This is a genomic window from Macromonas nakdongensis (assembly GCF_002837145.1).
Classification (GTDB): Bacteria; Pseudomonadota; Gammaproteobacteria; order Burkholderiales; family Burkholderiaceae_C; genus Macromonas_B; species Macromonas_B nakdongensis.
The window spans coordinates 1-25,469 of sequence record NZ_NWMV01000003.1 but is presented as its reverse complement, the minus strand read 5'-3'; the positions used below and the strand labels follow the sequence as shown (position 1 = coordinate 25,469).

Below are 25,469 nucleotides of genomic sequence, written 5' to 3'. Positions count from 1 at the left end.
CTTTCACTCGTCTCTTTGCACTCGCTGCAGTGTTTTCGCGTGCTATACTTTCAGCTTATCTGAAAGCCCAGGTGGCGGAATTGGTAGACGCACTAGTTTCAGGTACTAGCGCTGAGAGGCGTGGAGGTTCGAGTCCTCTCCTGGGCACCAATCATAAAGACTAAAGCTTGTGGATTCCGATCCACAAGCTTTTTTCTTTTCCAGACCCCAATCCCCCCAACAATACCCGGCAGGCAATCGCCCGAAATTTCTTCAGCACCGCCCAAAACCCCAAAAATCCCGTGCTAGAATAGTGGCTTCCTGAGATGCCCAGGTGGCGGAATTGGTAGACGCACTAGTTTCAGGTACTAGCGCTGAGAGGCGTGGAGGTTCGAGTCCTCTCCTGGGCACCAAAAATACAAAAAAGGCTTGCAGCGATGCAAGCCTTTTTTCTTGCCCGAACGGCTCAGCCCGGCAGATTCTGTGCGCTCGCGCTGCATGAATGCCGGCGCAGCCCCAGAGGGCTGCGCCGGCATTCCCTCACACCGGTTGCCCGATCAGGTCGTGTCCATCGGCCCCGACGATGCGGACCTTGACAAAATCGCCCACCTTGTAGGTCTTGCTCGCCTTTTCCGGCGGCAGCAGGCGCACCTGGCCGTCGATTTCTGGGGCGTCGGCATAACTGCGACCCACCCCACCCTTTTTGCCCAGACTCAGCGCCTGGTCCACCAACACCTGCATGGTGGCACCCACGCGGCGCTGCAGGCGCTCGGCCGACACGCGCTCGGCCACGGCCATGAAGCGGGCGCGGCGCTCCTCGCGCACCGCATCGGGCAAGGCCCCAGGCAGGTCGTTGGCGGCGGCCCCCGTCACCGGGGAGTAGGCGAAACAGCCGGCCCGGTCGATCTGGGCCTCGGCCACGAAGTCGAGCAGGTGCTGGAACTCGGCCTCGGTCTCGCCCGGGAAACCGGCGATGAAGGTGCTGCGCACCACGATCTCGGGGCACACTTCGCGCCAGCGCTGGATGCGCTCCAGGTTGCGCTCGCCGCTGGCCGGGCGCTTCATGCGCTTGAGCACGTCCGGGTGGCTGTGCTGCAGCGGCACGTCCAGGTAGGGCAGGCACAGGCCCTCGGCCATCAGGGGAATCACGTCGTCCACGTGCGGGTAGGGGTAGACGTAGTGCAGGCGCACCCAGGCGCCGTGCTGGCGCGCCAGTTCGCCCAGGGCACGCACCAGGTCGTACAGCTTGGTCTTGACCGGTTTTCCGTCCCAGAAGCCGGTGCGGTACTGCAGGTCCACGCCATAAGCAGAGGTGTCCTGGCTCACCACCAGCAACTCTTTCACGCCGCCCTCGAACAGCTTGCGGGCCTCGGTCAGCACCTCGCCGATCGGGCGGCTGACCAGGTCGCCGCGCATCGACGGGATGATGCAGAAGGTGCAGCGGTGGTTGCAGCCTTCGCTGATTTTCAAATAAGCGTAGTGGCGCGGGGTGAGCTTGACGCCCACACCCTCGATGGCGTTGGACAGGCGCTGCGGCACCAGGTCGATGAAGGGGTCGTGCGGCTTGGGCAGGTGCTGGTGCACCGCCTCCATCACCTCGTGGGTGGCGTGCGGACCGGTCACGGCCAGCACGCTCGGGTGCATCTGGCGCACCAGGTTGCCACCGCCCTCGCCTTCGCGGGCGCCCAGGCAGCCGGTGACGATGACCTTGCCGTTGTCGGCCAGGGCCTCGCCGATGGTGTCCAGGCTTTCCTGCACGGCGTCGTCGATGAAGCCGCAGGTGTTGACGATGACCAGGTCGGCGCCGGCGAAGGTCTTGCTGGTTTCGTAGCCTTCGGCGCTGAGCTGGGTGAGGATCAGTTCGGAATCGGTGAGTGCCTTGGGGCACCCGAGGCTGACGAAGCCCACCTTGGGGGCGGACGTGGGCGCCACGGGGGCGGCGGGGGAGATGGTGTCGCTCATCCCCCGATTGTCTCAGGTCCGGCGCGCCGGAGCACGGGACGCCGTCAGCAGGCCCCGACGCTCAGCGCTTGACGCCAAAGGCGCTCAGCATCTGCTCCTGCATCTGGGTGAAAGCATTCTGCGACTGGCTGAAGTAGTTGCCCATCATCAAGGGCGTCTGCGCGTTCATGAACTGCTGCCAGAGTTCGGGCGTCAGCCCCTTGGCCTGGTCGGTCATTTTCTGCTGCATTTCCATGAAGATCTGCAGGTTCTTGTCCAGGTAGGAGCCCATGAAGTCCTGCATGGAGTGGCCGTAAAAGCGGATCATGTTGGCCAGCATGTTCTCGGAGAACAGGGGCACCCCCGCGGTCTCCTCTTCCAGGATGATCTGCAACAGGATGCTGCGGGTCAGGTCCTCGTTGGTCTTGGCGTCGCGCACCACGAAGGGCTCGGCCCGCATGACCAGGGCCTTGACCTCGGCCAGGGTGATGTAGGACGAGGTGTCGGTGTCGTAGAGCCGGCGGTTCGGGTACTTTTTGATGACGCGCAGGGGCTTGCCGGCGGTGGCCGTGGGGTCGGCCTCTTTCGTTTGCACTGATCTCGCTCCTGTGAAAAGCCCGTCGGGCTTGCGCCCGCAGACCGGTGGTGTGGGTGTGGCCATTGTAAAAAGGAAATGACCCCACGGACACCCCGGGGCGGCTGGCGTTGCTGCAAAGCAGCACAGTCCCTGTCACCCGGGCAACGCCGGGGCGCGACCGACGCACGCCAACGGCTTAAGATGCCACGCACGTTCCACCCTCATCGCATTCGCATCATGAAAAGACTCGAGAACAAAGTCAGCATCGTCACCGGCGCAGGCCAGGGCATCGGCGAGGCCACCGCGCTGAAATTCGCCCAGGAGGGCGCCATCGTCGTCGTCTGCGACGTGCGCCAGGCCGCGGTGGATGCCGTGGTCGCCCGCTGCCAGGCCCTGGGCGCCACCGCCATCGGCTGCGTCATGGACGTGACCCAGCGCGCCATGGTGGACGCGGTGGTGGCCCAGGTGAAGGAGCGCTTCGGCCGCATCGACGTGCTGGTGAACAACGCCGGCATCACCCAGGACGCGCGGCTGCAGAAGATGACGCTGGAACAGTTCGACCGCGTGATCGACGTCAACCTGCGCGGCGTCTTCCACTGTGCGCAGGCGGTGGCCGACACCATGGTCGAGCAAGGCAGCGGCGTGATCCTGAACGCCTCCAGCGTGGTCGGCATTTACGGCAACTTCGGCCAGACCAACTACGCCGCCACCAAGTTCGGCGTGATCGGCTTCACCAAAACCTGGAGCCGGGAGCTGGGCCCCAAGGGCGTGCGGGTGAACGCGGTGGCGCCGGGCTTCATCGGCACGCCCATTTTGAACACCATCCCCGAGAAGGTGATCGCTGAAATGGCACACAAAGTGCCGCTGCGCCGCCTGGGCCGGCCCGAAGAGATTGCCAACGCCTACGCCTTCCTGGCCAGCGACGAGGCCAGTTACATCAACGGCACCGTGCTGGAAGTGGCCGGCGGCATGACGGTGTGACCGGGCAACCGCGCTCGCGCGCCGACTTGTTCTGGTCCTTCACCTGGCTGGCCCTGCAGGGCTTTGGCGGGGTGCTGGCCGTGGTGCAACGCGAGCTGGTGGAGCGCAAGCGCTGGATGACACGCGAGCAGTTTGTCGAGGAATGGGCCGTGGCGCAGATTCTGCCGGGGCCGAACGTGGTCAACCTGTCGCTGATGATCGGCGGGCGCTACTTCGGCTGGAGCGGCGCCCTGGCGGCCCTGGCCGGCATGCTGGCCCTGCCGCTGGTGGTGGTGCTGTTGCTGGCCGTGGCCTTTGCCAGCGTGGCCGATTCCGGGGTGGTACAAGGCGCGCTGCGCGGCATGGGGGCGGTGGCGGCGGGCCTGGTCACCGGCACCGGCCTGAAACTGATCGGCGCGCTGGGCAACAACCCCATGGGCCGACTCGCCTGCACCGGACTGGCCCTGGCGGCCTTTGTCGCCATCGCCTGGCTGCGGCTGCCGTTGGTGTGGGTGCTGATCGGCCTGGGCGGTCTGGCCTGGGGCTGGGCCTGGCACTGCCTGGGCCGACTGCCCGCGCGCGACGCCTGAAGGAGACGCCACCGTGGCCCTGACCCTGCACGCCGCCGACTGGATCGAACTGTTTCTGCACTTTCTGCTGCTGTCGCTGCTGGCGGTGGGTGGGGCCATCACCACCGCGCCCGACATGCACCGCTTCCTGGTGACGCAGCAGGCCTGGCTGACCGACGCGCAGTTCACCAGCGCGATCGCCCTGGCGCAGGCCGCGCCCGGCCCGAACGTGCTGTTCGTGGCCTTGATGGGCTGGTCGGTCGGCGTGAACGCCGCCGGCGGTGCGGCACTGGGGCCGGCCAGCTGGCCACTGGGCTTGCTGGGGGTGGCCGTCAGCCTGACGGCGATCCTGATTCCGTCGTCCACCCTGGCCTACGTCGCCGGCCGCTGGGCCCACCAGCGCCGGGACTGGCGCAGCGTCAAGGCGTTCAAGCAGGGCCTGGCACCGATCGTGATTGCGCTGCTGGTGGCCACCGGCTGGCTGCTGATCGCCGCCCACGACGAGCCCGCGCAGGACTGGCCGCTGTGGGCGCTGGGCGCCTTCACCACCTTGGCGGTGTGGAAAACCCGCTGGCACCTGCTCTGGTTGCTGGGCGCGGGCGCCCTGCTGGGCAGCCTGGGCTGGGTCTGAGGCGACTCAGCTGCGCTGGCGCAGGGCCTCGTACAGGCAGACTGCGCTGGCCACCGACACGTTCAGGCTTTCCACCGCCCCGCGCATGGGGATGCTGACCAGCTCGTCGCAGGTCTTGCGGGTGAGCTGGCGCATGCCCGGGCCTTCGGCCCCCAGCACCAGCGCCACCGGGCCTTTCAGGTCCACCTGGTAGATGGTCTTGGGTGCGTCGTCGCTGGTGCCGATGATCCAGATGTTGCGCTCCTTCAATTCGTTGAGGGTGCGCGCCAGGTTGGTCACCATGAAATACGGCGTGGTTTCGGCCGCACCGCTGGCCACCTTGGCCACGGTGGCGTTGATGCCGCAGGCGTGGTCTTTCGGCGCGATCACCGCCTGGGCCCCGGCCCCGTCGGCCACGCGCAGGCAGGCGCCGAGGTTGTGCGGATCGGTCACGCCGTCCAACACCAACAGCAAAGGGGCAATGCCTTCGCCCTGCTCCAGCTGGTCCAGCAGGTCGTCCAGGGAACGGGCCTGTTCCACCGGGTTCACCCGCGCGGCCACGCCCTGGTGGCCGTGGCTGCCGGCCAGTTTGGCGATGCGCAGGCTGTCGCCTTCGATCAGGCGGGCGCCGGCCTCCTTGGCGCGGTCGAGGAACTGCTTCATGCGCGCGTCGCGGCGCGTCGGGTCGAAGTAGATCTCGATGATGGAAGCGGGGGCGGTTTTCAGGCGCACGCCGACCGCGTGGAAGCCGAACAGGACTTTGGGTGAAGACATGGGGGGAATTATCCCCCCAAGCGCCGCTTCAGGCGCCGACCGGCTGCCGTGGCGGCTCGGCCGACACCCGCCCGGCTTCCACGGTGATGCGGCGTTCGCAGCGTTGCGCAATGGCGGGGTCGTGCGTGACCAGCACCAGCGTCGTGCCCTGCTCGCGGTTCAGGTCGAACATCAGCTGCATGACCCGTTCGCCGGTGGCAAAGTCCAGGCTGCCGGTGGGTTCGTCGGCCAGCAGCACGGCGGGGCGCACCACGAACGCACGGGCCAGGGCCACGCGCTGCTGTTCCCCGCCCGACAAGACCTTGGGGTAATGCCCCAAACGCTCGCCCAGGCCGACGCGCTGCAGCATCTGGGTGGCCTGGGCGCGGGCGTCGCGGCGCCCGGCCAGTTCCAGCGGCAGCATGACGTTTTCCAGGGCGGTCAGGTTGCCCAGCAACTGGAAACTCTGAAAGACGAAGCCCACCTTCTGGGCACGCAGGGCGGCACGCTGGTCTTCGCTCAAGGCGAAAATATCGGTGCCGTCGATGTGAACCGTTCCGCCCGTGGGCGTGTCCAAACCGGCAACGATGGACAGCAGCGTGCTTTTGCCCGAGCCCGAAGCGCCGACGATGGCCACGGTCTCGCCCCGGCGCAACTCGAAATCGACCCCGCGCAGGATGTCCAGCTGACCGGTCGCATCGCGCACCGATTTCGACACCTGACGCACCGCAATCACCACATCCGACATGAAAGGTCCACCGAGTTGAATCGCCGCCACTTTACCGCGTTCGCCACCCTCGCCCCCCTTGTGGGGTTTTGGCCTGGGGCCCAGGCCGCCACCGAACCGGTGGTGTTGGTGCTGGGCGATTCGCTCAGCGCCGAATACGGCCTGCGCCGCGGCAGTGGCTGGGTGGCCCTGCTCAGCGCACAGCTGGCCCAGGAACGGCGCGCGCTGCGGGTGGTCAACGCCAGCGTCAGCGGCGACACCACTTCGGGCGGGCGCTCGCGCCTGCCGGCCCTGTTGGCCCAACACCGGCCGGCGGTGCTGGTGCTCGAACTCGGCGGCAACGACGCGCTGCGCGGCCTGCCCCTGGAGATGACCCGCGCCAACCTGGCGGCCATGGCCCGCGCCGGCCGCGAAGCCGGCGCCCGGGTGCTGCTGCTGGGCATGGAGATGCCCCCCAACTACGGCGCCCGCTACGCCGCCGACTTCCGCCGCGTCTTCACCGATGTGGCGCGGCAGGAAGCCACCGGCCTGGTGCCGTTCTTCCTGCGCGGCGTGGCCGACGGCCCCAACCCGGTGGCGCTGTTCCAGGCCGACCGCATCCACCCCAACGAACAGGCCCAGGCGCAAATGCGGGACAATGTCTGGCCCGAGCTGCGCAAGCTCCTGCCCCGCCGCTGACCACCTCCCCCATGCCCCTGCACACCCTGCCCGCCCGCGACGTGGCGTCGCGCTTGGCCGATTTCGACACCGTCATCGACGCCCGCACCGAAGCCGAGTACGCCGAAGACCACCTGCCCGGCGCGATCAACTGGCCGACGCTGAACAACGAGGAGCGCATCGTCATTGGCACGATGTACAAGCAGGTCAGCGCCTTTGAGGCCAAGAAACGCGGGGCCGCGCTGTCGGCGCGCAACATCGCCGCCCACATCGAGCGCGAAGCCTTGGACAAGCCCAAGGGCTGGAAACCCCTGGTGTATTGCTGGCGCGGGGGCAACCGCAGCGGCGCGCTGGCCACCATCCTCGGCGCCATCGGTTTTCAGGTCACCCTGATCGAAGGCGGCTACAAAGCCTGGCGCGGCGCGCTGCTCGAGACCTTGCCGGCCTTGGCGCAGCGCTTGCATTACCGGGTGGTGTGCGGTCCCACCGGCACGGGCAAAACCCGGTTGCTGCACGCCCTGGCCGCCCAGGGCGCGCAGGTGCTGGACCTGGAAGCCCTGGCCTGCCACCGCAGCTCTGTGCTGGGCCTGGTACCGGGCCAGCCCCAGCCCAGCCAGAAGCATTTCGACTCGCTGGTCTGGGACGCGCTGCGCCGTTTCGACCCCAGCCGCCCCGTCTACGTGGAAAGCGAAAGCAAAAAAGTGGGCAACTTGCGTGTGCCCGACGCCCTGATGGACGCCATGCGCGCCAGCCCCTGTCTGGATGTGCAATTGGCCGAAGACGAACGCGTGGCCCTGCTGCTGGAGGACTACGCCTTTTTCCTGGAGGACCCGGAATTTTTCTGCCAGCGCCTGGACGCCCTGACCCAGCTGCAAGGCCGCGCCGTGATCGACGACTGGCAGGCCCAGGTGCGCGCGGGACAGGCCCCGGCGGTGGTGCGCGAACTGCTGGCCCGCCACTACGACCCGGTGTATGCGGCGTCGATCCGACGCAACTTCATCCAGTACGGGCAGGCCCAGGTCTGCGTGCTGAGCGATCGCTCGGCAGCGGCATTGGAGGCCCTGGCCGCGCAGATTTTGAACGAGGCTCAGGACAAGCCGGCCAGCGCCTGAGCGAGGTCGGCCTGCAGGTCGGCCACGTCCTCCAGGCCCACCGCGAAGCGCACCAGCGCCGCTGGATGCGGTCCCGGCAAGGTGCGCATGGCCGACAGGTCGTAAGGCACACACAGGCTGACCGGACCGGCCCAGCTGTAGCCCAGGCGGAACAGGCGCAGCCGGTCACAAAAGGCGTCCACCTGCGCGGGGGTGATGTGCGGCTGGAACACCACGCTGAACAGGCAGGCCGCGGCGCTGGCATCGCGCAACCAATGCGCGTGCCCGGGTGAGCCGGGCAAGGCCGGGTGGAACACCTGGGCCACGACCGCCTGCTGCCGCATCCAACCGGCCAGTGCACGGGTGGCGCGGTCCTGGGCGTGGTAACGCAGGGCGATGGAGGACAGGCCGCGCAAGACCAGCTCGGCGTCGTTCGCGCCCACCCCCAGGCCCAGGCGCATGTGCGTGAGCAGCAACTGGCGGTGCAGGCCGGCGTCGCGCGTCACCACCGAGCCCATCAGCACGTCGCCGCCGCCGCTGGGGTACTTGGTGAGCGCCTGCAGGGAGACGTCCACACCCAGCGCGAACGGCGCGAACGCCACCCCCGCCCCCCAGGTGTTGTCCAACGCGCTGACGATCGTGCGGGCCCCGGGGTCGCACTGGGCCCGCGCCGCGTTCGCGGCCTGCACCACCGCGACCAGGGCAGGGATGTCGGGGAATTCGAGGGTGACCGATCCCGCCGCTTCCAGCCAGACCAGGCGCGTGGCTGGGCCGATCAGCTCGGCCAGGTGCTGCGGGCGCATCGGGTCGTAGCGGCGGTGGGCAATGCCCCAGCGGGCCAGTTCCACCTCGGCCAAGGACAGACCGGGGCCGTAGGCGTTGTCCGGCAACAGCACCTCGTCGCCGGCGCGCAGGAAGGCCATGTCGACCAAGGCCAAGGCGGACAGACCGCTGGGCGCCAGCACGCAGTGGGTGCCGCCCTCCAGCGTGGCGATGCGCGCTTCCAGCGTGAAGGTGGTGGGCGTGCCGTGCAGGCCGTAGGTGTAGGCCGACTTGTCTTTCCAGTCGCGGGCGCGCATGGCGGCGACGTTCGGGAAAAACACCGTGGAGGCTTTGTGCACGCCCGGGGCCGGTGCCTCGAATTCGGCCGGTGGCCGGTAGGCGTGGTGCAGCAGCCGCGTGGAGGTGGCCACGGGCGGCGCCACCTCGCTGGGGTTCAGACCTTCCACTTGGCCAGCAACTGCGCCGGGCGCATGCTGTCGTAGCCTTCGAAGGGCTGGTGGATCCAGGGGTTGGTGGCCAAGTACTCCACCGAATAGTCGGGGGTGAAAACCGACACCTGCTTGGTCCAGATCACCGCACTGCGCAGTTCGGTGATGGGCGGGTAGCCGTTCTTCAGCAGGTCGATGACCGCGCGCAAGGTGTGGCCCGAATCGGCCAGGTCGTCCACCAGCAAGACCTTGCCCGCGATCTCGCCCTTGGGCGTGGTGATGTAGCGGGCGATGTCGAGCTGGCCCTGCAACGTGCCGGCTTCGGCGCGGTAGGAACTGGTCGACATGATGGCCAGCGGCTTGTCGAAGATGCGGCTGAGGATGTCCCCCGGCCGCATGCCACCGCGGGCCAGACACAGGATGGTGTCGAATTCCCAGCCCGACTGGTGCACCTTGATCGCCAGCTTCTCGATCAGGTTGTGGTACTCGTCGTAGGACACGTACAGGTGTTTGCCGTCTTCGGTCAGCATGCAGTTTCCTTGGAGCTTGGTGGAGGGCCTGCGCTCAACCGGCGTAGGGGTGGTGCAGCAGGATGGTGTGGTCGCGGTCCGGGCTGGTCGACACCACGTGCACCGGCACCCCGGTCACCGCCTCGATGCGGTTGAGGTAGTGCTGGGCGTTGGCCGGCAACCGGTCGTAATCGGTCACACCGACCGAAGACTCGCTCCAGCCCGGCAGGGTTTCGTAAATCGGCTCGCAGCGGGCGATCTCGTCGGCGCCCATGGGCAGGATGTCGATGATCTCGCCGTCGAGCTTGTAGCCGACGCAGAGCTGCAGCTCGCTCAGGCCGTCGAGCACGTCGAGCTTGGTGATGCACAGACCGCTCAGGCCATTGACCTGGGCCGAACGCTTGAGCAGCGCGGCGTCGAACCAGCCGCACCGGCGCGAACGACCGGTGGTCACACCCTTTTCGGCGCCCACGGTGCTCATGTGGTAACCCGGGGTGCCCGGGGTCTCCCAGTCGAGTTCGGTCGGGAACGGCCCCCCGCCCACCCGGGTGCAGTAGGCCTTGGTGATGCCCAGCACGTAGTGCAGCAGTCCCGGGCCCACGCCGGCACCGGCGGCGGCGTTGCCGGCCACGCAGTTGCTGGAGGTAACGAAGGGGTAGGTGCCGTGGTCGATGTCCAGCAGCGTGCCCTGGGCACCTTCGAACAGCAGGTTCACACCGGCCTTGTGGGCCTCGTTGAGTTCGCGCGAGACGTCGGCGATCATGGGCTTGAGCTGTTCGGCCTGTTCCATGGCCTGCTGGTACACCGCGTCAAACTGGAGCTGACCGTCCTTCATGAAACCTTCGAAGGCCGGGCCCCAGTCCATGGTGGCCGAGCCCAGGTAGCTCACCAGCAGGTGGTTGTGCAGGTCCAGCAGTTCGCGCAGCTTGGCGGCGAAACGCTCGGGGTGTTTCAGGTCCTGCACGCGCAGGGCGCGGCGGGCGATCTTGTCCTCGTAGGCCGGGCCGATGCCACGGCCGGTGGTGCCGATCTTTTCCACCCCGGCCTTGACCTTGGCGGCCTCGCGGGCGATGTCGATGGCGGCGTGGAACGGCAGGATCAGCGGGCAGCCTTCGCTGACGCGCAGGCGCGAACGCACCTCCACCCCGGCTTTTTCCAGGCCGGCGATCTCTTCCAGCAACTTGGTCACGGACAGCACCACGCCGTTGCCGATGTAGCACTTGACGCCGGCGCGCATGATGCCGCTGGGAATCAGGTGCAGCGCCGTCTTGACGCCGTTGATGACCAGCGTGTGCCCAGCGTTGTGACCGCCCTGGAAACGGACCACACCGCGGGCGGTTTCGGTCAGCCAGTCGACCAGTTTGCCCTTGCCCTCGTCACCCCACTGGGTGCCCACGACCACGACGTTGCGCCCGGCGGGGGCCTTGAAAGTGTTTACGCTCATCTTGTACCGTTCAAACTGTGGGAGATGTCGGGAGGGTCAGGCCGCCAGCGGCTCCACCACCCAAACGCCACCGCGCTCCACCAGGGCACGGTTGCAGTGGAATTCATCGACCTCGTGGCCGTGGCCGGGCAAGGCACAGACCACGGTTTCGCCCGCGGCGCGCAAGGCGGCGATGGCCTCGCGCAAGCCGACCGCACTGCCCCAGGGTGCGCGGATGGCGGGTTGCAGCACCGGGGCCGCCACAGCGCCCACCAGCTCCTTGAGGTCCAGGCTGAAGCCAGCGGCCGGGCGCTTGCGGCCAAACACGGCGCCGACCTCGTCGTAGCGGCCACCGCGCACCAGTTCCACCGGGGTCTGCTGCGCCGTCTGGGCGGCAAAAACCGAAAAGCGCACGCCGGTGTAGTAGGCGTAGCCGCGCAGGTCGGCCAGGTCCAGCGACACCTGGGCGCCGCTCAGGCCTTGGGCCAGGCCGCGCAGATCGGCCAGGGCACGGTCCAGCAGGGGGCTAGGCGGCAGGCAGCGGGCGGCTTCGTCCAACACCGACATGTCGCCGTACAGACCCGGCAAGCACAGCAAGGCCGCACGCGCCTCGGCCGGCAGGTCGCGGCTGACGTCGGCCAGGGTGGCCGTGTCCTTGGCGGCCAGGGCCTGGTGGATGCGGGCCACCGCGTCGGCAGACAGGGCCTGGCCGGCCAGCACGGCATCGACCACGCGCACATCGCCCAGGTCCACCACCTGGTGCTGCAAACCGGCGGCGCGCAGGCAGCTTTGGGCCAGCTCCAGCACCTCCAGGTCGGCCTCCAGGCCGGCGTGGCCGTACAGTTCGGCCCCCAGTTGCAGGGGCTCGCGCGTGCCGTGCGGCCGGTCCACCCGGGCGTGCAGCACCGGGCCGCAATAGCACAGGCGGGTCACGCCGCGGCGGTTGAGCAGGTGGGCGTCGATGCGCGCCACCTGGGGCGTGGTGTCAGCGCGCAGTCCGAGCGAGCGCCCGGACAGCTGATCGACCAGCTTGAAGGTTTGCAGGTCGAGCGCTTCGCCGGTGCCCGTCAGGAGCGAGTCCAGGTGCTCGAGCAGAGGCGGCATGACCAGCTCGTACCCATAACGGCGCGCCGTGTCGAGCAAGGCGCGGCGCAGGTCTTCGATGTGCCGTGCCTCGGAGGGCAGGACATCGGCGATTTGATCCGGTAGGACCCAGGCAGACATGGATGTGACGGTGCTGTTAAAACGGAGATTTTACCGGCAGCACAAAAGCGACCCACCACCGGGTGGGTCGCCCTGCCGGCGGGAAGGGGTCAACGCCCGCCCGGAGCGCTGCTGCGCAGCCCCTTGAAGAACTCGGACGAGGGGTCCACCACCAGCACGTCGCTCTTGCTGGCGAAGCTGGCCTTGTAGGCTTCCAGGCTGCGGTAGAACTGGGCGAAGGCCGGGTCGCGTCCAAACGCCTCGTTGTAGGCGCGGGCGGCTTCGGCATCGCCTTCGCCCTTGATCTTTTGGGCGGAACGGAAGGCCTCGGCCACGATCACTTCGCGCTGGCGGTCGGCATCGGCCCGGATTTTTTCGCCTTCTGCAAAACCGGTGGAGCGCAGCTCGTTGGCCACGCGCTTGCGTTCGGCCTCCATGCGGTCGTACACCGAACGGGTGATGGTTTCGGCGTAATCGATGCGGCTGATGCGCACGTCCACCACATCCATGCCCCAGGGCTTTTCGGCCCCGCGCACGGCGGCCAGCACCTCGCGCTTGACGTCGGCCATCAGCTCCTCGCGGCTGCTGGAGAGCAATTCGCGCACCGTGCGCTTGTTCACTTCCTGCTGGAAGGAGTTGCGCACCACGCGGTTGAGCTGCACCGCGCCGGCACGCTCGTCCACCCCGACGTTGCGGATGTAGGCCGAGGGATCGGCGATGCGCCAGCGCACGTACCAGTCGATCACGACACGCTGTTTTTCAGCGGTCAGGGTCGGCTCGGTGTCGCTGTTTTCCAGGGTCAGCAGGCGCTTGTCGATGTAGGTCACGTTCTGGAACGGCGGCGGCATCTTGAAGTTGAGGCCGGGTTCGGTGATGACGCTCTGGATCTGACCGAGCTGGTAAACCACGCCAAACTGGCGCTGGTCCACGACGAACAGCATGGAGCTGCCCAAGGCCAGGGCGACCAGCAGGGACGAGAGGATGAAACCGATTCTGTTCATGGGGCAAAGGTCTCCGTGCGGTCAGCGGGATTCGCGCTCGCGCGAACGGGCGTCTTCCCGGTTGCGGGCGTCGCTGGGAGTTGGCGGCGCGGCCGTCCCGGCACTCGGGGCCGGCGACACGGCGGCCGCACCGACCGCCGCGGCCGGGCTGGCATTGGCCACGGATTGCATGATCTTGTCCAGCGGCAGGTACAGCAGGTTGGAGTTCTGGCGGGTGTCGATCAGCACCTTGGTGACGTTGCCATACACCTGCTGCATCGTCTCCAGGTACAGGCGCTCGCGGGTCACCTGCGGGGCCTTGGCGTGCTCGGTCTGGACCAGGCGGAAACGCTGCGCGTCACCCTGGGCCTGGGCCACGATGCGGGCCTTGTAGCCCTCGGCCTCTTCGATCAGGCGCGACGCCGCACCGCGCGCCCGGGGCACCACGTCGTTGGCGTAGGCCTCGGCCTCGTTCTTGGCGCGCTCGCGCTCCTGGCCGGCCTTCAACACGTCGTCGAAAGACGCCTGCACCTGCTCGGGCGGGCGCACCCCACCCTGCTGCAGGTTGATGCCCACCACCTCAATGCCCACGCTGTAGCGGTCCAGAATGGTTTGCATCAGGGTGCGCACGCGCGGCGCGATCTGGTCGCGCTCCTCGGCCAGGGCCGCGTCCATCTTCATGTTGCCCACCACCTCGCGCACCGCGGTCTCGGCGGCGCGGATGACGGCGGCGTCCGGGTCGCGGCTGGCAAACAGGTAGGCGCGCGCGTCGTTCAGGCGGTACTGCACCGCGAACTTGATCTCGACGATGTTCTCGTCCTGCGTCAGCATGGCCGACTCGCGCAGACCGGTGGCCGGCACGATGGCGTCGCGCCCCACATCGACCGAGCGGATCTGCGTCACGAACACAGACTCGTGGCGCTGCACCGGATACGGCAGGCGCCAGTTGAAGCCGGCGCCCACGGTGCTGTGGTATTTGCCGAACTGGGTGATGACGGCCTGCTGGCCTTCCTGCACGATGAAGAAACCCGTGCCCAGCCAGATCAGCGCGGCCACGCCGGCGATCAGACCGACGCCAATGCCGGTGCTCTTGGGATCGGGCTTGAACGCGGGCGGTGTGCGCCCGTTCGGCTCACCGCGCCCGCCCCGACCGCCGCCAAAGAAGCCGCCGAGCTTGCGGTTGAAGTCGCGCCACAACTCGTCCAGATCGGGCGGCCCCTGGTTGGCCCCCTGCGGACGTTGGCCCTGGCGCGGCGGCGTCTCGCGCGGCCGATCGCCCTCGTTCTGGTGCCCGCCGGGGGTGGACTCCCGGGGCGGCGCATCGTCGTCTCGCCCCCAGCGCGGATCGTTGAGGTTGAACATGCCCTTCACGCGGCTCCAGAGGGGCAGATGAAGGTGCAGGGGATTCAATTTCATGGATGGCGTTCTTCGTAGGATGGCGATGGGTGTATTGTGCCGAATCAGGCCTGCCCCTCACCCGGCGTCGGGTCCAGGGGCATGGGTCCGGTCGTCGAGCGCAGGCGGTCGGCCAGCAGGTGCCGCAAACCGTCCAAGCCTTCACCGGTGTGCGCACTCAGGAAGATACGAGGCACGCTCTGGCCGTCCAGTTCCATCAGGTCCACCGATTGCAGCGGGCGCAACGCCGGGTCCACCGCGTCGAGCTTGTTGAACACCAGGATTTGCGGAATGTCGGCCGCGCCGATGTCGCGCAGCACGGCCAGCACGTTCTGGATCTGCTCCGGGTGGGCCGGGTTGGCGGCATCGACCACGTGCAGCAGCAGGTCGGCGTCGTGCGCCTCCTGCAAGGTCGCGGCAAAGGCATCGACCAGGGTGTGCGGCAGGTCGCGGATGAAGCCCACCGTGTCGGACAGCGAGACGCTGCGCCCGACCTCGCCCAGGTACATCTGGCGGGTGGTGGTGTCCAGGGTGGCGAAGAGCTGGTCGGCCGCGTAGGTGCGGGCCTTGACCAGTGCGTTGAACAGCGAGGACTTGCCAGCGTTGGTGTAGCCCACCAGCGAGATGTTGAACGCCCCGCGGCGCTCGCGCTGGCGGCGCTGGGTGCTGCGCTGGCGCTTGACCTTGTCCAGGCGCTCGCGGGTGCGCTTGATGGCGTCGCCGATCATGCGGCGGTCGAGTTCGATCTGGGTTTCCCCGGGACCGCCGCGCAGGCCAATGCCGCCGGTCTGGCGCTCCAGGTGCGACCAACGCCGCACCAGGCGCGTGGACAGGTACTGCAGGCGCGCCAGCTCAACCTGCAGCTTGCCTTCGTGGCTGCGGGCGCGCTGGGCGAAGATTTCGAGGATGAGCAGGATGCGGTCGTTGACCGGCATGCCCAGGTAGCGTTCGAGGTTGCGCTGTTGCGCCGGGCTCAGCGCCTGGTCGAACAGCACCTCGGCGGCACCGTGGCCAAGGGCCAGGGCCTTGATCTCGTCGGCCTTGCCGGAACCGACGAACAGCGCCGGATCGGGCGCGCGGCGCTTGCAGACGACCTTGTCCACCACGGCGTAGCCGGCGGTGGCGGCCAACTGCGCCAGCTCATCGAGCTGGCCGTCAAAATGGGGCAATCCCAGGTCGACGCCGACGAGAACGACGCCGGGCAGAAGCCCGCTGGGAGAAGGATCGGGGTTCAATGTGCTGGAACGGGCCCGCCACGGTCAGGCCGGCGCAGGCCCGGCGCCACTCAGGCCGCGTCCGTCGGCTGGGCGCTGGCGAACTGCACCGGGCGGCCCGGCACTATGGTGGAGATGGCGTGCTTGTAGACCATCTGGGTCACGGTGTTGCGCAGCAGCACCACGTACTGGTCGAACGATTCGATCTGCCCCTGCAGCTTGATCCCGTTGACGAGGTAGATGGACACCGGCACGTGCTCGCGGCGGAGCTGGTTCAGAAACGGGTCCTGCAAGAGTTGGCCTTTGTTGTTGCTCACGATATGTTCCGTGTTCAATGAAAGTTGGGAAGATGCGACCTTACCACAGCGCGGCGCGGTTTGTGCAGCGCCGCAAAGCAGGCTCAGGTGTCGTAGGGGTTGGCCGAGGTCTTGAGTTCGATGCGCAAGGGGGTGCCCACCAGGTCGAAGGCCTTGCGAAAGCGCCCTTCCAGGAAGCGCTTGTAGGCGTCGCTCACGCCCTCGAGCGAGTTGCCGTGGATGACGATGACCGGCGGGCTCATGCCGCCCTGGTGCGCGTAGCGCATCTTGGGGCGGTACATGCCACTGCGTTTGGGCGCCTGGAAGGCGATCGCCTCCTGCAGCAGGCGGGTCAGCACCGGCGTCGGCATTTTCTTGGTGGAGGACGCGTAGGCATGGGCGATGGACTTCCACAGCGGCGCGATGCCCTGGCGTTTGATCGCCGAGATCATGTGCATGGGCGCGAACTTGAGGAAGGCCAGCCGGCTCTCGATGGAGCGCTGCAGCTGTTCGCGCTGGTAGCTGTCGATCGCGTCCCATTTGTTGATGGCGATGACCACCGCGCGGCCGCTGTCCAGCACAAAGCCGGCGATGTGGGCGTCCTGGTCGGTCACGCCCTGGGTCGCGTCGATCAGCAGCAGCACCACGTGCGCGCTCTCGATGGCCTGCAGCGTCTTGACCACCGAGAACTTTTCCACCGCCTCGAACACCTTGCCCTTGCGGCGCAGGCCGGCGGTGTCGATCAGCTCAAATTTTTGGCCGTTGCGCTCGAACGGCACCGAAATCGCATCGCGGGTGGTGCCCGGCATGTCGAAGGCCACCAGGCGCTCTTCGCCCAGCCAGACGTTGATCAGGGTGGACTTGCCCACGTTGGGCCGGCCCGCCACCGCCAGTTTGATGACGGCGTTTTCGGGCTCGGTCGGGGTGTCGTCCTCGTCGGGCCAGTGCAATTGGTCGAGCGCGGCCTCGACCATGGAGCGAACGCCCTGGCCGTGGGCGGCCGACACCGGGATCACCTCGCCCAGGCCCAGCTCGTAGAACTCCGACAGCTGGGCGCCGGCCTTCATGCCTTCGGCCTTGTTTGCCACCAGCAGGCAGGGCTTGTTCAGCTTGCGCAGGTAGTTGGCGATGTCGTGGTCCTGCGCGCTCAGGCCAGCCCGGGCGTCGAGGACAAAGATGACGACGTCGGACTCGGCCACGGCCTGCCGCGTCTGCTTGGCCATCTCTTTGTAGATGCCGCTGCCCGCGTCGGGCTCGAAGCCGCCGGTGTCGATGACGATGAACTCGCGCTTGCCCAGCCGCGCGCTGCCGTAGTGGCGGTCGCGCGTGAGGCCGGGAAAGTCGGCCACGATCGCGTCACGCGACTTGGTCAGGCGGTTGTAAAGGGTGGACTTGCCCACGTTGGGGCGGCCCACCAGGGCGATCACAGGTTTCATTCGGGGCGCCAGCCGTACACGCCACCGTTGCGGGTGACGGCGATGAGGGTATTGCCGGCCAGGAAGGGCCCGGCGACGATGGCCGAGCCGTCGGTGGACAGGCGGTTGACGAGCGTGCCGTCCTCGCGCGACAACAGGTGCACGTGGCCCTGGGCGTCACCGACCATGATGGAGCGGCCGGCGGCCAGCGGTGCGGTCACGCCGCGGTGCAGCAGGCGGTCGGTGGACCAGGCGCGCTCGCCGCTGCCGCGCTTCCAGGCCTGCACGCGGCCGTTGCTTTCCACGCCGTAGACGTGGTCGGCGTCGGCGTGGACGCCGGAGGCACCGTCGGCGGGCTGGGTCCATTGCACGGCGCCGCGCGCCGCGTCCACACAGCCCACGGCGGACTGGAAGGCACGGGCGCAGACCTGGTCGTCGGTGCGGCCGACGCGGCCGACCAGGTCGACCAGGCGTTCGATTTCGTTGATGCCGCGCGGGCGGGCAATCGCCGCGTCCCAGCGCACCGAGCCATTGGCCGGGTTCAGGCCCACCAGCCGGCCCGAGATGCCGGCCACCAGGGTGTTGCCCACCGCCAGCAGCACACCGGGCTGCTGCAGGATCAACGGATCGGCCCCGCGGGCCGCCTGCGACCAGAGGCGCGCACCGGTCTTGCCGTCGTAGGCCGACACGCTGCGGTCGGCCGCGAGCACGAACACGCGCTCGCCGGCCACCAGCGGTGGCGTGAAGACGCGCGCCGACAGGCGCACGCGCCATTGCTCGCCGGCAGCGGTCACGGCCACCAGCGCGTTGTCCCGGGTGACCACCGCGGCCTGACGGCCGTCGCTGCCAACCCCGGCGGACAAGGGCGCCTTGGCATCCACACGCCACAAGACCTGGCCACCACGCGCATCGACCGCCTGGACCACGCCGGCCGCATTGGCCAGGACCACCGTGTCGCCCTGGACCACCGGCGTCATCAGCGGATCGACCGCGCCCATGCCCAAGTTCCAGGCCAGTTTGGCCGGCACCAGGGCCGACACCGGCGCCAGCGGGGCCGGCTCAGGCCGTTTGGGGCCACTGGAGCAGGCCGCCAGGACCGCGGCCAAAGCCAGCCAAGACGCCCGGCGCAGGCCACGGGACAAAGGGGTGCAGACGGTCACTTTCACCGGGAAGTCTCCAATTGGGGGGCGGCACCGGCACCCGGGTTGACACCCAGGGTGTTGAGCTTGGCTTCGACGAGGCGGCGGTAATCCTGGGTTGCGTCCATGGCCGTCCAGGCCTGTTCGTACGCTTGGCGGGCCTCATCGGCCTTGCCCTGGGCCAGCAAGGCATCGCCCTGGCGGTCGGCCGCCAAGGCCTTGAAATCGGCCGAGATGCCCGAAGCCAGCCACTTCAGGGCCGCATCGGGCTGCTTGGCCTGCAACTCCAGGCCGGCCAGGCGCAAGCGCGCGACCGAAGCCAGGTCGGCGTCGGCCGAAGCTTCGGCCACGAACTGCAAGGCCTGGCGGGCAGCGTCCAACTGGGCCGCGGCCTCGAACACGCGCGCCGCCAGCAAACCGGCCTGCTGCGCCTGCACGGTGCGGCCGGCCTGGGCCTGCACATCGGCCCAGACGCGCTGGACGCGCTCGCGGTCCTGCGCCTGGGCAGCGCGGTCCAGTTCATCGTAGAGTGCGGCCGCCTCCAGCGCCGACTTGCGCTGCCAGTACTGCCAGCCATTCCAGGCGGCAAAAGCCCCCAGCACGGCGATCAGCGCCCAGGTGATGAGGTTGCCGTATTTCGCCCAGAAATGCTTCATCTGGGCGAGTTGTTCCTGCTCTTCGAGGTCGTAATGGGTGGCCATTCAGGGGCGGTACCGGTAAATGTTGCAACAACGCTGCGGTGGATTGTAGGCGCAGGCCTTCAGCGCAGCCGCGCGGCCCACCCAGCCACCTCGGCCAGTGGCAGCGAGGTCTGTTCGGTGATGCCCTGGGCCGCGACGTCGGCTCGCAAGGGTTTGACCGACACCAGGCCCGCCACCAGTTCGCTCTCGCCAAAAATCAGGGCGTAGCGGGCGCCACTGGCGTCGGCCTTCTTGAACTGGGACTTCATGCTGCCCTGCCCGTCCGGCCCGCCGGCGTGCATCTGCACCGACACGCCGGCCTGGCGCAGGCTGCGCAGCGCGCGCATCACCGCGTCCTGACCCTGGGCCTGCGGTACGATGGCGTAGCAGTCCGGCACCGGCAGCGCGGGCAGGCGGTGCTGCGCCTTGAGCAACTCCAGAATCCGCTCCACGCCCAGCGCCCAGCCCACGGCCGGCGCCGGCTTGCCACCGATCTGCGCGATCAGGCCGTCGTAGCGGCCGCCCGCGCACACCGTGCCCTGCGCGCCGAGCGAGGTGGTCACGAACTCAAACACGCTGAGGTTGTAGTAGTCCATGCCGCGCACCAGGCGCGGGTTGATGCGGTAGGCGATGCCCTGGGCGTCCAGCAGGCCGCGCAGTGCGTTGAAATGCGCCAGCGACTCGGCCCCCAGGTGGTCCATCAGCTTGGGGGCGGCTTCGACCAGCGCCTGCATCGCCGGGTTCTTGGTGTCCAGGATGCGCAGCGGGTTGCTGTACAGGCGGCGTTTGGCGTCTTCGTCCAGCTGCTCGGCGTGCTGCTCCAGGTAGGCGATCAAGGCGGCACGGTGCGCCTGGCGCTCGGCCGGCTGGCCCAAGCTGTTGATTTCCAGGGTCACGTCCGTCAGGCCGAGCTCGGCCCACAGGTCGGCGGCCATGACGATGAGCTCGGCGTCCACGTCCGGGCCGGCAAAGCCCAACGCCTCGGCACCGATCTGGTGAAACTGGCGGTAGCGACCACGCTGCGGCCGCTCGTGGCGGAACATCGGACCCATGTAGTACAGGCGCTTGGGGCCGTCGTACAACTGGTTGTGCTCGATCACCGCGCGCACCACACCGGCCGTGGCCTCGGGGCGCAGGGTCAGCTGCTCGCCGTTCAGGCGGTCTTCGAAGGAGTACATCTCCTTTTCGACGATGTCGGTGACTTCGCCCAGGCCGCGCACGAACAGGCCGGTGGGTTCGACGATGGGCGTGCGCACGTTGCGGTAGGCGTAGCGCGCCATCAGGCCGCGCACCTTCGCCTCCAGCCATTCCCAATGCGCCGATTCGGGCGCAAAAATGTCGTTCATGCCTTTGACGGCACTCAGTTTCTCTGCCATGTGTCTGGTTTCTGCGGACGTGGGCGCCGGGCCGGTCAGGCGGTGGCGCCGAATTTTTTCACAATGTAGTCTTGGACGATGCGCTGGAAATCGGTGGCGATGCCTTCGCCGCGCAAGGTCAGGGCTTTCTCGCCGTCGATGAACACCGGCGCCGCCGGGGCCTCGCCGGTGCCGGGCAGACTGATGCCGATGTCGGCGTGCTTGCTCTCCCCCGGGCCGTTGACGATGCAGCCCATCACCGCCACCTTGAGGTTTTCCACTCCGGGGTAGCGTTCGCGCCACTGCGGCATGGACGCGCGCAGGTAGTCGTCGATCTGCTTGGCCAGCTCCTGGAAGGTGGTGCTGGTGGTGCGGCCGCAGCCCGGGCAGGCGGTGACGCTGGGCACGAAGCTGCGCAGCCCCAGGGCCTGCAGGATCTCCATCGCCACCACCACCTCCTGGGTTCGAGCTTCGCCGGGCTGCGGCGTGAGTGACACCCGGATCGTGTCGCCGATGCCCTGCTGCAGCAGCACCGACAGCGCGGCGGCCGAGGCCACCGTGCCCTTGGTGCCCATGCCGGCTTCGGTCAGGCCCAGGTGCAGGGGGTAGTCGCAGCGGGCATGCAGCTGCTGGTACACCGCGATCAGGTCCTGCACCCCGCTGACCTTGCACGACAGCACGATGTTTTCCGGCGCCAGGCCCAGCTCCTGAGCCCGCTCGGCCGATCCCAACGCCGAGGCGATCAGGGCCTCGTACATCACCTGCTTGCCGTCCCAGGGTTCGGCGCGCTGGGCGTTGTCGTCCATCATCTGGGCCAGCAGCTCCTGGTCCAGGCTGCCCCAGTTCACGCCAATGCGCACCGGTTTGTTCCAGCGCACCGCGGCCTCGACCATCTGGCCGAACTGGCGGTCTTTCTTGTCGCCCTTGCCCACGTTGCCGGGGTTGATGCGGTACTTGGACAGGGCCTGCGCCATGTCGGGGTGCTGCGTCAGCAGGGTGTGGCCGTTGTAGTGGAAGTCGCCGATCAGGGGCACGTGGATGCCCATGCGGTCGAGCTGCTCGCGGATGTGCGGCACGGCCCGGGCGGCCTCGTCGTTGTTGACGGTGATGCGCACCAGTTCCGACCCGGCCAGGGCCAGTTCCTTGACCTGGATCGCCGTGCCGATGGCGTCGGCGGTGTCGGTGTTGGTCATGGACTGCACCCGCAGCGGGGCATCGCCACCGACGGTGACATGGTGGTCGCCCCAGGACACCACACCCTGGCGGGAGCGCCGCCGGGGGAAGGGGCTGGCCACGGGAGCGCCCGGCTCGGGGGTGGTGGTCGGCATCGCGTTCATGGAATCACTTGACCTCGAAACGGGCGACGTTGTTGCGGGTGTACGGAACCAGATCGAAGGGGGCGCCGCGCACGGTGACCTGGGTTTCGTCGGCGCGGCCCACCACCACGGTCAAGGGCAGGTCGGCCGAGAAGGACACCTGTTCGCCGGCCTGCAGGCCGCGTTGCAGCAGCACGCGCCCGGAGGCCCCCGTCACCTGCACCCAGGAGGCCCCACGGGCCTGCATCTGCAGCACGCTGTCGGCCGCCACCGGTGCGGGCGCGGCGGGGGACTCGACCGGCACCGGCACAGCCGGGACCGGGGTGACGGGCGCCGCCACCGGCGCGGGAACCACCGGGAGGGCGGGCGCCACAGGCACCGACACGGGCGCTGCCACCGGCACCGGTTCAACCGCCACCGCCGGGGCAACGGCCGCGGCAGGGGTCTCGGCCGGCGCGGTGGCCGGGACCTCGGCGCGCGGTGGCAGGAAGAACCAGAGCACCACGGCCACCACCAGTACCAGCACCGCCACCGCCGCAGGCAACGGCAGGCGGCGCTCATTCGGCACCGCTGCGCCCGCCAGCAACGGCGCATGGCGGGTCGGCATGGGTGCGTTCAAAGCCCCTTCCGGGGTGCCCAGGCGCACCGCCGCCGACGCCGGCAGAGACGCCAGCACCGGGGCCGGATCGATCTTCAGCACACGGCACACGCTCGACGCCAGGGCCCGGGCAAAGGTCAGATCGGGCAAATCCTGGTAGCGCCCCGCTTCCAGGGCCTCCAGGCGCTGGACCGGCACCTTGAGCATGGCGGCCAGCGCCACCACGTGCAGACCGGCCTGTTCACGGGCCTGGCGCAAGGCCGTCACCGGGGGCGACACCGCATCGGACTGGGCCTGCTCGACGACCTCATCACTCATTGAATGCTCCACGCTCGTAAGCACCGGCCTCGCGCGAATCGGGGAAACGGCGGCGCAACTGGACCCCCAGCTGGCTGGCGGCCTCACGGTTCTGTAAACGGTTTTCGACCTTGATGCCCAGCCACAGCGATTCGGCGTTGGCCAGCTCGGAATTGTTCAGGCGGCGCAGGTAAAAGCGCGCCCGCTCGGACTCGCCGCGCTGGTGCATCAGCAGTGCCAGGTTGTACACGGTGATGGGGTTGCCGGCATCCAGTTCAAACGAACGCATCAGGCTGCGCTCGGCGTCCTGCAACTGGCCGGCCTTGGCCTGGCACACCCCCTGGGCCATGAGGGTGCGCGCCGACCCGGGGTAGTTCGGGATTTGCAGCGCCCGCTGGAAGCTGTCGCTGGCTTCGGCAAAACGCCCGGCCTGGCAGTACATCCAGCCCAGGTTGTGCAGCGTGTCGGCGTCGCGCGGCGACACGCGCAGGGCCTGCTGGAAACTGTCTTCGGCCAGGCGCGGCTCGTTCAAGCGCATGTAGATGAGCCCGCGCAGGTTGTGGCCCGCGGCGAAGCTGGGGTCGATCAGCAGCGCCTGCTTGGCCTCGTCCAGGGCCACCGTCATCTGCCCCTGTTCGAAATAGCCGGCGGCCAGCTCCAGGCGCACCCGGGCCCGCTTGCGGGCGTCGGTTTCATCGGATTCGGTGACCAGGTCGCGGTCCCGTGGCCCCAGCGCGGCCCCGGCACAAGCGGTCAACACACCCACCAGGACCAGCAGGCCCAGCCACCACGCGACTCGTTTCATTCGGCAGCCTCCGGTTTTTGGACCCACACCACCCGCTGTTCGACCTGGCTGCGGCGTTCGGCCATGCGCGCCGCTGCGTTGGTGCGGTCGAGCACGTCGCCGGCCAGCTGGCCGCAGGCGGCGTCGATGTCGTCGCCACGCGTCTTGCGCACCGTGGTGACGATGCCGGCCGCGCTCAGCCGCTCGGCAAAGGCCTTGACCACTGGCTTGGCCGAGCAGGTCAGCCCCGACTCGGGAAAGGGGTTGAACGGGATCAGGTTGAACTTGCACGGCACGCCACGCCCGGCGTGGCCGCGCACCAGTTCGATGAGCTGCTGGGCGTGCTCGGGTTGGTCGTTCACGCCAGCCAGCATGCAGTACTCGAAGGTGATGAAGTCGCGCGGCGCGTGCGGCAGGTAGCGCAGGCAGGCGTCCATCAGCTCGGCCAGCGGGTACTTGCGGTTCAGCGGCACCAGGTGGTCGCGCAACGCGTCGTTGGGCGCGTGCAGCGACACCGCCAGCGCCACCGGACAGTCCTGGCTCAGGCGGTCCATCATCGGCACCACGCCGGAAGTGGACACCGTGAGGCGGCGGCGCGACAGGCCGTAGCCGTGGTCGTCCAGCATCGTGCGCAAAGCGGGCAGCAATGCGCTGTAATTTTGCAGCGGCTCGCCCATGCCCATCATCACCACGTTGGAGATGACGCGTTCCTGGGTGTTGAACTTGCGGCGCAAAAAATGTTCGGCGAACCAGAGCTGCGCGACGATCTCGCCCGTGCTCAGGTTGCGGCTGAAACCTTGGTGCCCCGTGGAACAGAACCGGCAACCCACGGCACAGCCGGCCTGGGAGGACACGCAAAGCGTGCCGCGGTCGTCTTCGGGAATGAACACCGATTCGACGGCATTGCCGTCACCCACGTCGAACAGCCACTTGATGGTGCCGTCGGCGGATTCCTGCTGGGTCAGCACCGGCAGGGCACGCACTTCGCACACGCCGGGGAGCTTCTCCCGCAGGCTGCGCGCCAGGTCGGTCATGTCCTCGAAACGGGACACGCCTTTCTGGTGAATCCAGCGGAACAGCTGGACGGCCCGGAAGCGCTTTTCTCCGAGCCGCTCACAGAAGGCGGCCAACCCGTCGAGGTCGAAATCGAGCAAATTGGCCGTCATCGCATGATCAACGTGCGTAAACGTTCATGCCGGGGAAGAAGAACGACACTTCCACGGCAGCGGTTTCGGCGGCGTCGGAGCCGTGCACGGCGTTGGCGTCGATGCTGTCGGCGAAGTCGGCGCGGATGGTGCCCGGAGCGGCTTTCTTCGGGTCGGTGGCGCCCATCAGGTCGCGGTTTTTGGCGATGGCGCCTTCGCCTTCCAGCACCTGGATCATGACCGGGCCGGAGACCATGAAGTCCACCAGGTCCTTGAAGAAGGGGCGCTCTTTGTGCACGGCGTAGAACTGCTCGGCTTCGGCGCGGGACAGGTGCACCAGCTTGGCGGCGGCGATCTTCAGGCCAGCGGCTTCAAAGCGGCTGTAGATCTGGCCGATCACGTTCTTGGCAACGGCGTCGGGTTTGATGATGGAGAGGGTGCGTTCGAGGGCCATGGAATGTCCTGCAATGGTTGAAAAAATGGAACGATCAGCAAAGCTTTTGATTTTAACCTGCGCGCCAGCGTCGGTCGGCCACACGCCCAGGAAACCCCAGCCGCCTCAGCCGCCACGGCCGGGCTTGCGCCCGCGACTGCCGGCCGGACCGCCACGCGGCCCACCCGACCCACCTGCACCATAGCGGCCAC

At 68.2% G+C, this 25,469-nt stretch carries 26 protein-coding genes and 2 tRNA genes; 7 read left to right on the top strand and 21 right to left on the bottom strand.

From position 1 onward, the window contains the following. Positions 1 to 65 precede the first annotated feature (65 nt). Positions 66 to 150 (top strand) — tRNA-Leu (locus CON77_RS00440). A gap of 157 nt (positions 151 to 307) precedes the next feature. Further along, positions 308 to 392, top strand: a tRNA-Leu gene (locus tag CON77_RS00435). A 127-nt stretch (positions 393 to 519) separates the two neighbouring features. On the opposite strand, the gene rimO is transcribed toward CON77_RS00435, so the two are convergent. Together rimO and phaR are read right to left on the bottom strand one after the other, a co-directional pair. Continuing rightward, entirely contained in the window at positions 520 to 1,941 is a 1,422-nt protein-coding gene (rimO, locus tag CON77_RS00430) for a 30S ribosomal protein S12 methylthiotransferase RimO (protein ID WP_101046713.1), read from the bottom strand. Between the two features lie 61 nt (positions 1,942 to 2,002). Continuing rightward, positions 2,003 to 2,515, bottom strand: coding sequence for a polyhydroxyalkanoate synthesis repressor PhaR (phaR, locus tag CON77_RS00425; protein ID WP_232788348.1), 513 nt, complete (start codon positions 2,513 to 2,515; stop codon positions 2,003 to 2,005). 219 nt (positions 2,516 to 2,734) lie between these two features. Here phaR and fabG point away from each other — a divergent pair, with 219 nt between their 5' ends. Genes fabG through CON77_RS00410 form a run of 3 tightly spaced genes read left to right on the top strand, consistent with a single transcriptional unit; the run spans position 2,735 to position 4,657 of the window. After that, positions 2,735 to 3,478 (top strand): 3-oxoacyl-ACP reductase FabG, encoded by a 744-nt coding sequence (fabG, locus tag CON77_RS00420; protein ID WP_101046709.1) that lies wholly within the window; start codon positions 2,735 to 2,737, stop codon positions 3,476 to 3,478. Continuing rightward, a complete protein-coding gene (locus tag CON77_RS00415; RefSeq protein WP_101046707.1) occupies positions 3,475 to 4,047 on the top strand; it encodes a chromate transporter in 573 nt (190 codons plus the stop codon). Before fabG ends, CON77_RS00415 begins: the two co-directional genes overlap by 4 nt. 13 nt (positions 4,048 to 4,060) lie before the next feature. Beyond that, positions 4,061 to 4,657, top strand: coding sequence for a chromate transporter (locus CON77_RS00410; RefSeq protein WP_101046705.1), 597 nt, complete (start codon positions 4,061 to 4,063; stop codon positions 4,655 to 4,657). 6 nt (positions 4,658 to 4,663) lie between these two features. On the opposite strand, the gene rlmB is transcribed toward CON77_RS00410, so the two are convergent. Both rlmB and CON77_RS00400 read right to left on the bottom strand, forming a co-directional pair. Further along, positions 4,664 to 5,410 (bottom strand): 23S rRNA (guanosine(2251)-2'-O)-methyltransferase RlmB, encoded by a 747-nt coding sequence (rlmB, locus tag CON77_RS00405; protein ID WP_101046703.1) that lies wholly within the window; start codon positions 5,408 to 5,410, stop codon positions 4,664 to 4,666. Positions 5,411 to 5,438: 28 nt separating this feature from the next. Further along, a complete protein-coding gene (locus CON77_RS00400; RefSeq protein ID WP_101046812.1) occupies positions 5,439 to 6,137 on the bottom strand; it encodes an ABC transporter ATP-binding protein in 699 nt (232 codons plus the stop codon). 60 nt (positions 6,138 to 6,197) lie between these two features. On the opposite strand from CON77_RS00400, the gene CON77_RS00395 reads away from it, so the two are divergent. After that, on the top strand, positions 6,198 to 6,794 hold the full coding sequence (locus CON77_RS00395) for an arylesterase (protein ID WP_232788347.1): 597 nt from the start codon (positions 6,198 to 6,200) through the stop codon (positions 6,792 to 6,794). Between the two features lie 11 nt (positions 6,795 to 6,805). Beyond that, positions 6,806 to 7,885 (top strand): tRNA 2-selenouridine(34) synthase MnmH, encoded by a 1,080-nt coding sequence (gene mnmH, locus CON77_RS00390; RefSeq protein WP_101046701.1) that lies wholly within the window; start codon positions 6,806 to 6,808, stop codon positions 7,883 to 7,885. Here the strand turns inward: mnmH and CON77_RS00385 are convergent. The 17 genes from CON77_RS00385 to ndk all read right to left on the bottom strand — a co-directional run bounded on the left by CON77_RS00385 (position 7,861) and on the right by ndk (position 25,278). Next, positions 7,861 to 9,057 (bottom strand): PLP-dependent transferase, encoded by a 1,197-nt coding sequence (locus CON77_RS00385; protein ID WP_198552224.1) that lies wholly within the window; start codon positions 9,055 to 9,057, stop codon positions 7,861 to 7,863. The genes mnmH and CON77_RS00385 overlap by 25 nt on opposite strands. Positions 9,058 to 9,080: 23 nt before the next feature. Then, on the bottom strand, positions 9,081 to 9,605 hold the full coding sequence (locus CON77_RS00380; RefSeq protein ID WP_101046699.1) for a phosphoribosyltransferase: 525 nt from the start codon (positions 9,603 to 9,605) through the stop codon (positions 9,081 to 9,083). Between the two features lie 34 nt (positions 9,606 to 9,639). Then, positions 9,640 to 11,028: an adenylosuccinate synthase gene (locus CON77_RS00375; RefSeq protein ID WP_101046697.1), complete on the bottom strand. Its 1,389-nt coding sequence runs from the start codon at positions 11,026 to 11,028 to the stop codon at positions 9,640 to 9,642. 36 nt (positions 11,029 to 11,064) lie between these two features. After that, complete coding sequence (locus tag CON77_RS00370; protein ID WP_101046695.1) at positions 11,065 to 12,231, bottom strand: ATP phosphoribosyltransferase regulatory subunit; 1,167 nt, start codon at positions 12,229 to 12,231, stop codon at positions 11,065 to 11,067. An 89-nt stretch (positions 12,232 to 12,320) separates the two neighbouring features. Next, positions 12,321 to 13,211, bottom strand: coding sequence for a protease modulator HflC (gene hflC / locus CON77_RS00365; RefSeq protein ID WP_101046693.1), 891 nt, complete (start codon positions 13,209 to 13,211; stop codon positions 12,321 to 12,323). Positions 13,212 to 13,232: 21 nt separating this feature from the next. Then, complete coding sequence (gene hflK, locus CON77_RS00360) at positions 13,233 to 14,606, bottom strand: FtsH protease activity modulator HflK (protein ID WP_101046692.1); 1,374 nt, start codon at positions 14,604 to 14,606, stop codon at positions 13,233 to 13,235. A gap of 44 nt (positions 14,607 to 14,650) precedes the next feature. Further along, positions 14,651 to 15,820: a GTPase HflX gene (gene hflX, locus CON77_RS00355; protein WP_101046690.1), complete on the bottom strand. Its 1,170-nt coding sequence runs from the start codon at positions 15,818 to 15,820 to the stop codon at positions 14,651 to 14,653. A 50-nt stretch (positions 15,821 to 15,870) separates the two neighbouring features. Then, positions 15,871 to 16,116, bottom strand: coding sequence for an RNA chaperone Hfq (gene hfq, locus CON77_RS00350; protein ID WP_407061938.1), 246 nt, complete (start codon positions 16,114 to 16,116; stop codon positions 15,871 to 15,873). Between the two features lie 83 nt (positions 16,117 to 16,199). Beyond that, on the bottom strand, positions 16,200 to 17,531 hold the full coding sequence (gene der, locus CON77_RS00345; RefSeq protein ID WP_101046687.1) for a ribosome biogenesis GTPase Der: 1,332 nt from the start codon (positions 17,529 to 17,531) through the stop codon (positions 16,200 to 16,202). Continuing rightward, positions 17,528 to 18,676 (bottom strand): outer membrane protein assembly factor BamB, encoded by a 1,149-nt coding sequence (gene bamB / locus CON77_RS00340; protein ID WP_232788346.1) that lies wholly within the window; start codon positions 18,674 to 18,676, stop codon positions 17,528 to 17,530. The genes der and bamB overlap by 4 nt, the downstream gene beginning before the upstream one ends. Next, positions 18,673 to 19,350, bottom strand: coding sequence for a YfgM family protein (locus tag CON77_RS00335; RefSeq protein ID WP_101046685.1), 678 nt, complete (start codon positions 19,348 to 19,350; stop codon positions 18,673 to 18,675). The genes bamB and CON77_RS00335 overlap by 4 nt, the downstream gene beginning before the upstream one ends. Positions 19,351 to 19,409: 59 nt before the next feature. Continuing rightward, complete coding sequence (hisS, locus tag CON77_RS00330; RefSeq protein ID WP_101046683.1) at positions 19,410 to 20,705, bottom strand: histidine--tRNA ligase; 1,296 nt, start codon at positions 20,703 to 20,705, stop codon at positions 19,410 to 19,412. Between the two features lie 35 nt (positions 20,706 to 20,740). Beyond that, entirely contained in the window at positions 20,741 to 22,012 is a 1,272-nt protein-coding gene (ispG, locus tag CON77_RS00325) for a flavodoxin-dependent (E)-4-hydroxy-3-methylbut-2-enyl-diphosphate synthase (RefSeq protein WP_101046805.1), read from the bottom strand. Between the two features lie 13 nt (positions 22,013 to 22,025). After that, positions 22,026 to 22,916: a helix-turn-helix domain-containing protein gene (locus CON77_RS00320; RefSeq protein ID WP_101046681.1), complete on the bottom strand. Its 891-nt coding sequence runs from the start codon at positions 22,914 to 22,916 to the stop codon at positions 22,026 to 22,028. Then, positions 22,909 to 23,700, bottom strand: coding sequence for a type IV pilus biogenesis/stability protein PilW (gene pilW, locus CON77_RS00315; protein WP_101046679.1), 792 nt, complete (start codon positions 23,698 to 23,700; stop codon positions 22,909 to 22,911). Before pilW ends, CON77_RS00320 begins: the two co-directional genes overlap by 8 nt. Then, positions 23,697 to 24,845: a dual-specificity RNA methyltransferase RlmN gene (rlmN, locus tag CON77_RS00310; protein ID WP_101046677.1), complete on the bottom strand. Its 1,149-nt coding sequence runs from the start codon at positions 24,843 to 24,845 to the stop codon at positions 23,697 to 23,699. Before rlmN ends, pilW begins: the two co-directional genes overlap by 4 nt. A 7-nt stretch (positions 24,846 to 24,852) precedes the next feature. Beyond that, positions 24,853 to 25,278, bottom strand: coding sequence for a nucleoside-diphosphate kinase (gene ndk, locus CON77_RS00305; protein WP_101046675.1), 426 nt, complete (start codon positions 25,276 to 25,278; stop codon positions 24,853 to 24,855). Between the last annotated feature and the right edge of the window lie 191 nt (positions 25,279 to 25,469).

What these genes read in the sequence shown, in the direction of transcription:
- CON77_RS00400 (WP_101046812.1), bottom strand. Translation starts at nt 6,137, where the DNA reads ATGTCGGATGTGGTGATTGCGGTGCGTCAGGTGTCGAAATCGGTGCGC.
- rimO (WP_101046713.1), bottom strand. Translation starts at nt 1,941, where the DNA reads ATGAGCGACACCATCTCCCCCGCCGCCCCCGTGGCGCCCACGTCCGCC.
- ispG (WP_101046805.1), bottom strand. Translation starts at nt 22,012, where the DNA reads ATGCCGACCACCACCCCCGAGCCGGGCGCTCCCGTGGCCAGCCCCTTC.
- rlmN (WP_101046677.1), bottom strand. Translation starts at nt 24,845, where the DNA reads ATGACGGCCAATTTGCTCGATTTCGACCTCGACGGGTTGGCCGCCTTC.
- CON77_RS00375 (WP_101046697.1), bottom strand. Translation starts at nt 11,028, where the DNA reads ATGAGCGTAAACACTTTCAAGGCCCCCGCCGGGCGCAACGTCGTGGTC.
- CON77_RS00380 (WP_101046699.1), bottom strand. Translation starts at nt 9,605, where the DNA reads ATGCTGACCGAAGACGGCAAACACCTGTACGTGTCCTACGACGAGTAC.
- hisS (WP_101046683.1), bottom strand. Translation starts at nt 20,705, where the DNA reads ATGGCAGAGAAACTGAGTGCCGTCAAAGGCATGAACGACATTTTTGCG.
- fabG (WP_101046709.1), top strand. Translation starts at nt 2,735, where the DNA reads ATGAAAAGACTCGAGAACAAAGTCAGCATCGTCACCGGCGCAGGCCAG.
- CON77_RS00320 (WP_101046681.1), bottom strand. Translation starts at nt 22,916, where the DNA reads ATGAGTGATGAGGTCGTCGAGCAGGCCCAGTCCGATGCGGTGTCGCCC.
- pilW (WP_101046679.1), bottom strand. Translation starts at nt 23,700, where the DNA reads ATGAAACGAGTCGCGTGGTGGCTGGGCCTGCTGGTCCTGGTGGGTGTG.
- hflK (WP_101046692.1), bottom strand. Translation starts at nt 14,606, where the DNA reads ATGAAATTGAATCCCCTGCACCTTCATCTGCCCCTCTGGAGCCGCGTG.
- hflC (WP_101046693.1), bottom strand. Translation starts at nt 13,211, where the DNA reads ATGAACAGAATCGGTTTCATCCTCTCGTCCCTGCTGGTCGCCCTGGCC.
- rlmB (WP_101046703.1), bottom strand. Translation starts at nt 5,410, where the DNA reads ATGTCTTCACCCAAAGTCCTGTTCGGCTTCCACGCGGTCGGCGTGCGC.
- CON77_RS00370 (WP_101046695.1), bottom strand. Translation starts at nt 12,231, where the DNA reads ATGTCTGCCTGGGTCCTACCGGATCAAATCGCCGATGTCCTGCCCTCC.
- CON77_RS00335 (WP_101046685.1), bottom strand. Translation starts at nt 19,350, where the DNA reads ATGGCCACCCATTACGACCTCGAAGAGCAGGAACAACTCGCCCAGATG.
- mnmH (WP_101046701.1), top strand. Translation starts at nt 6,806, where the DNA reads ATGCCCCTGCACACCCTGCCCGCCCGCGACGTGGCGTCGCGCTTGGCC.
- der (WP_101046687.1), bottom strand. Translation starts at nt 17,531, where the DNA reads ATGAAACCTGTGATCGCCCTGGTGGGCCGCCCCAACGTGGGCAAGTCC.
- ndk (WP_101046675.1), bottom strand. Translation starts at nt 25,278, where the DNA reads ATGGCCCTCGAACGCACCCTCTCCATCATCAAACCCGACGCCGTTGCC.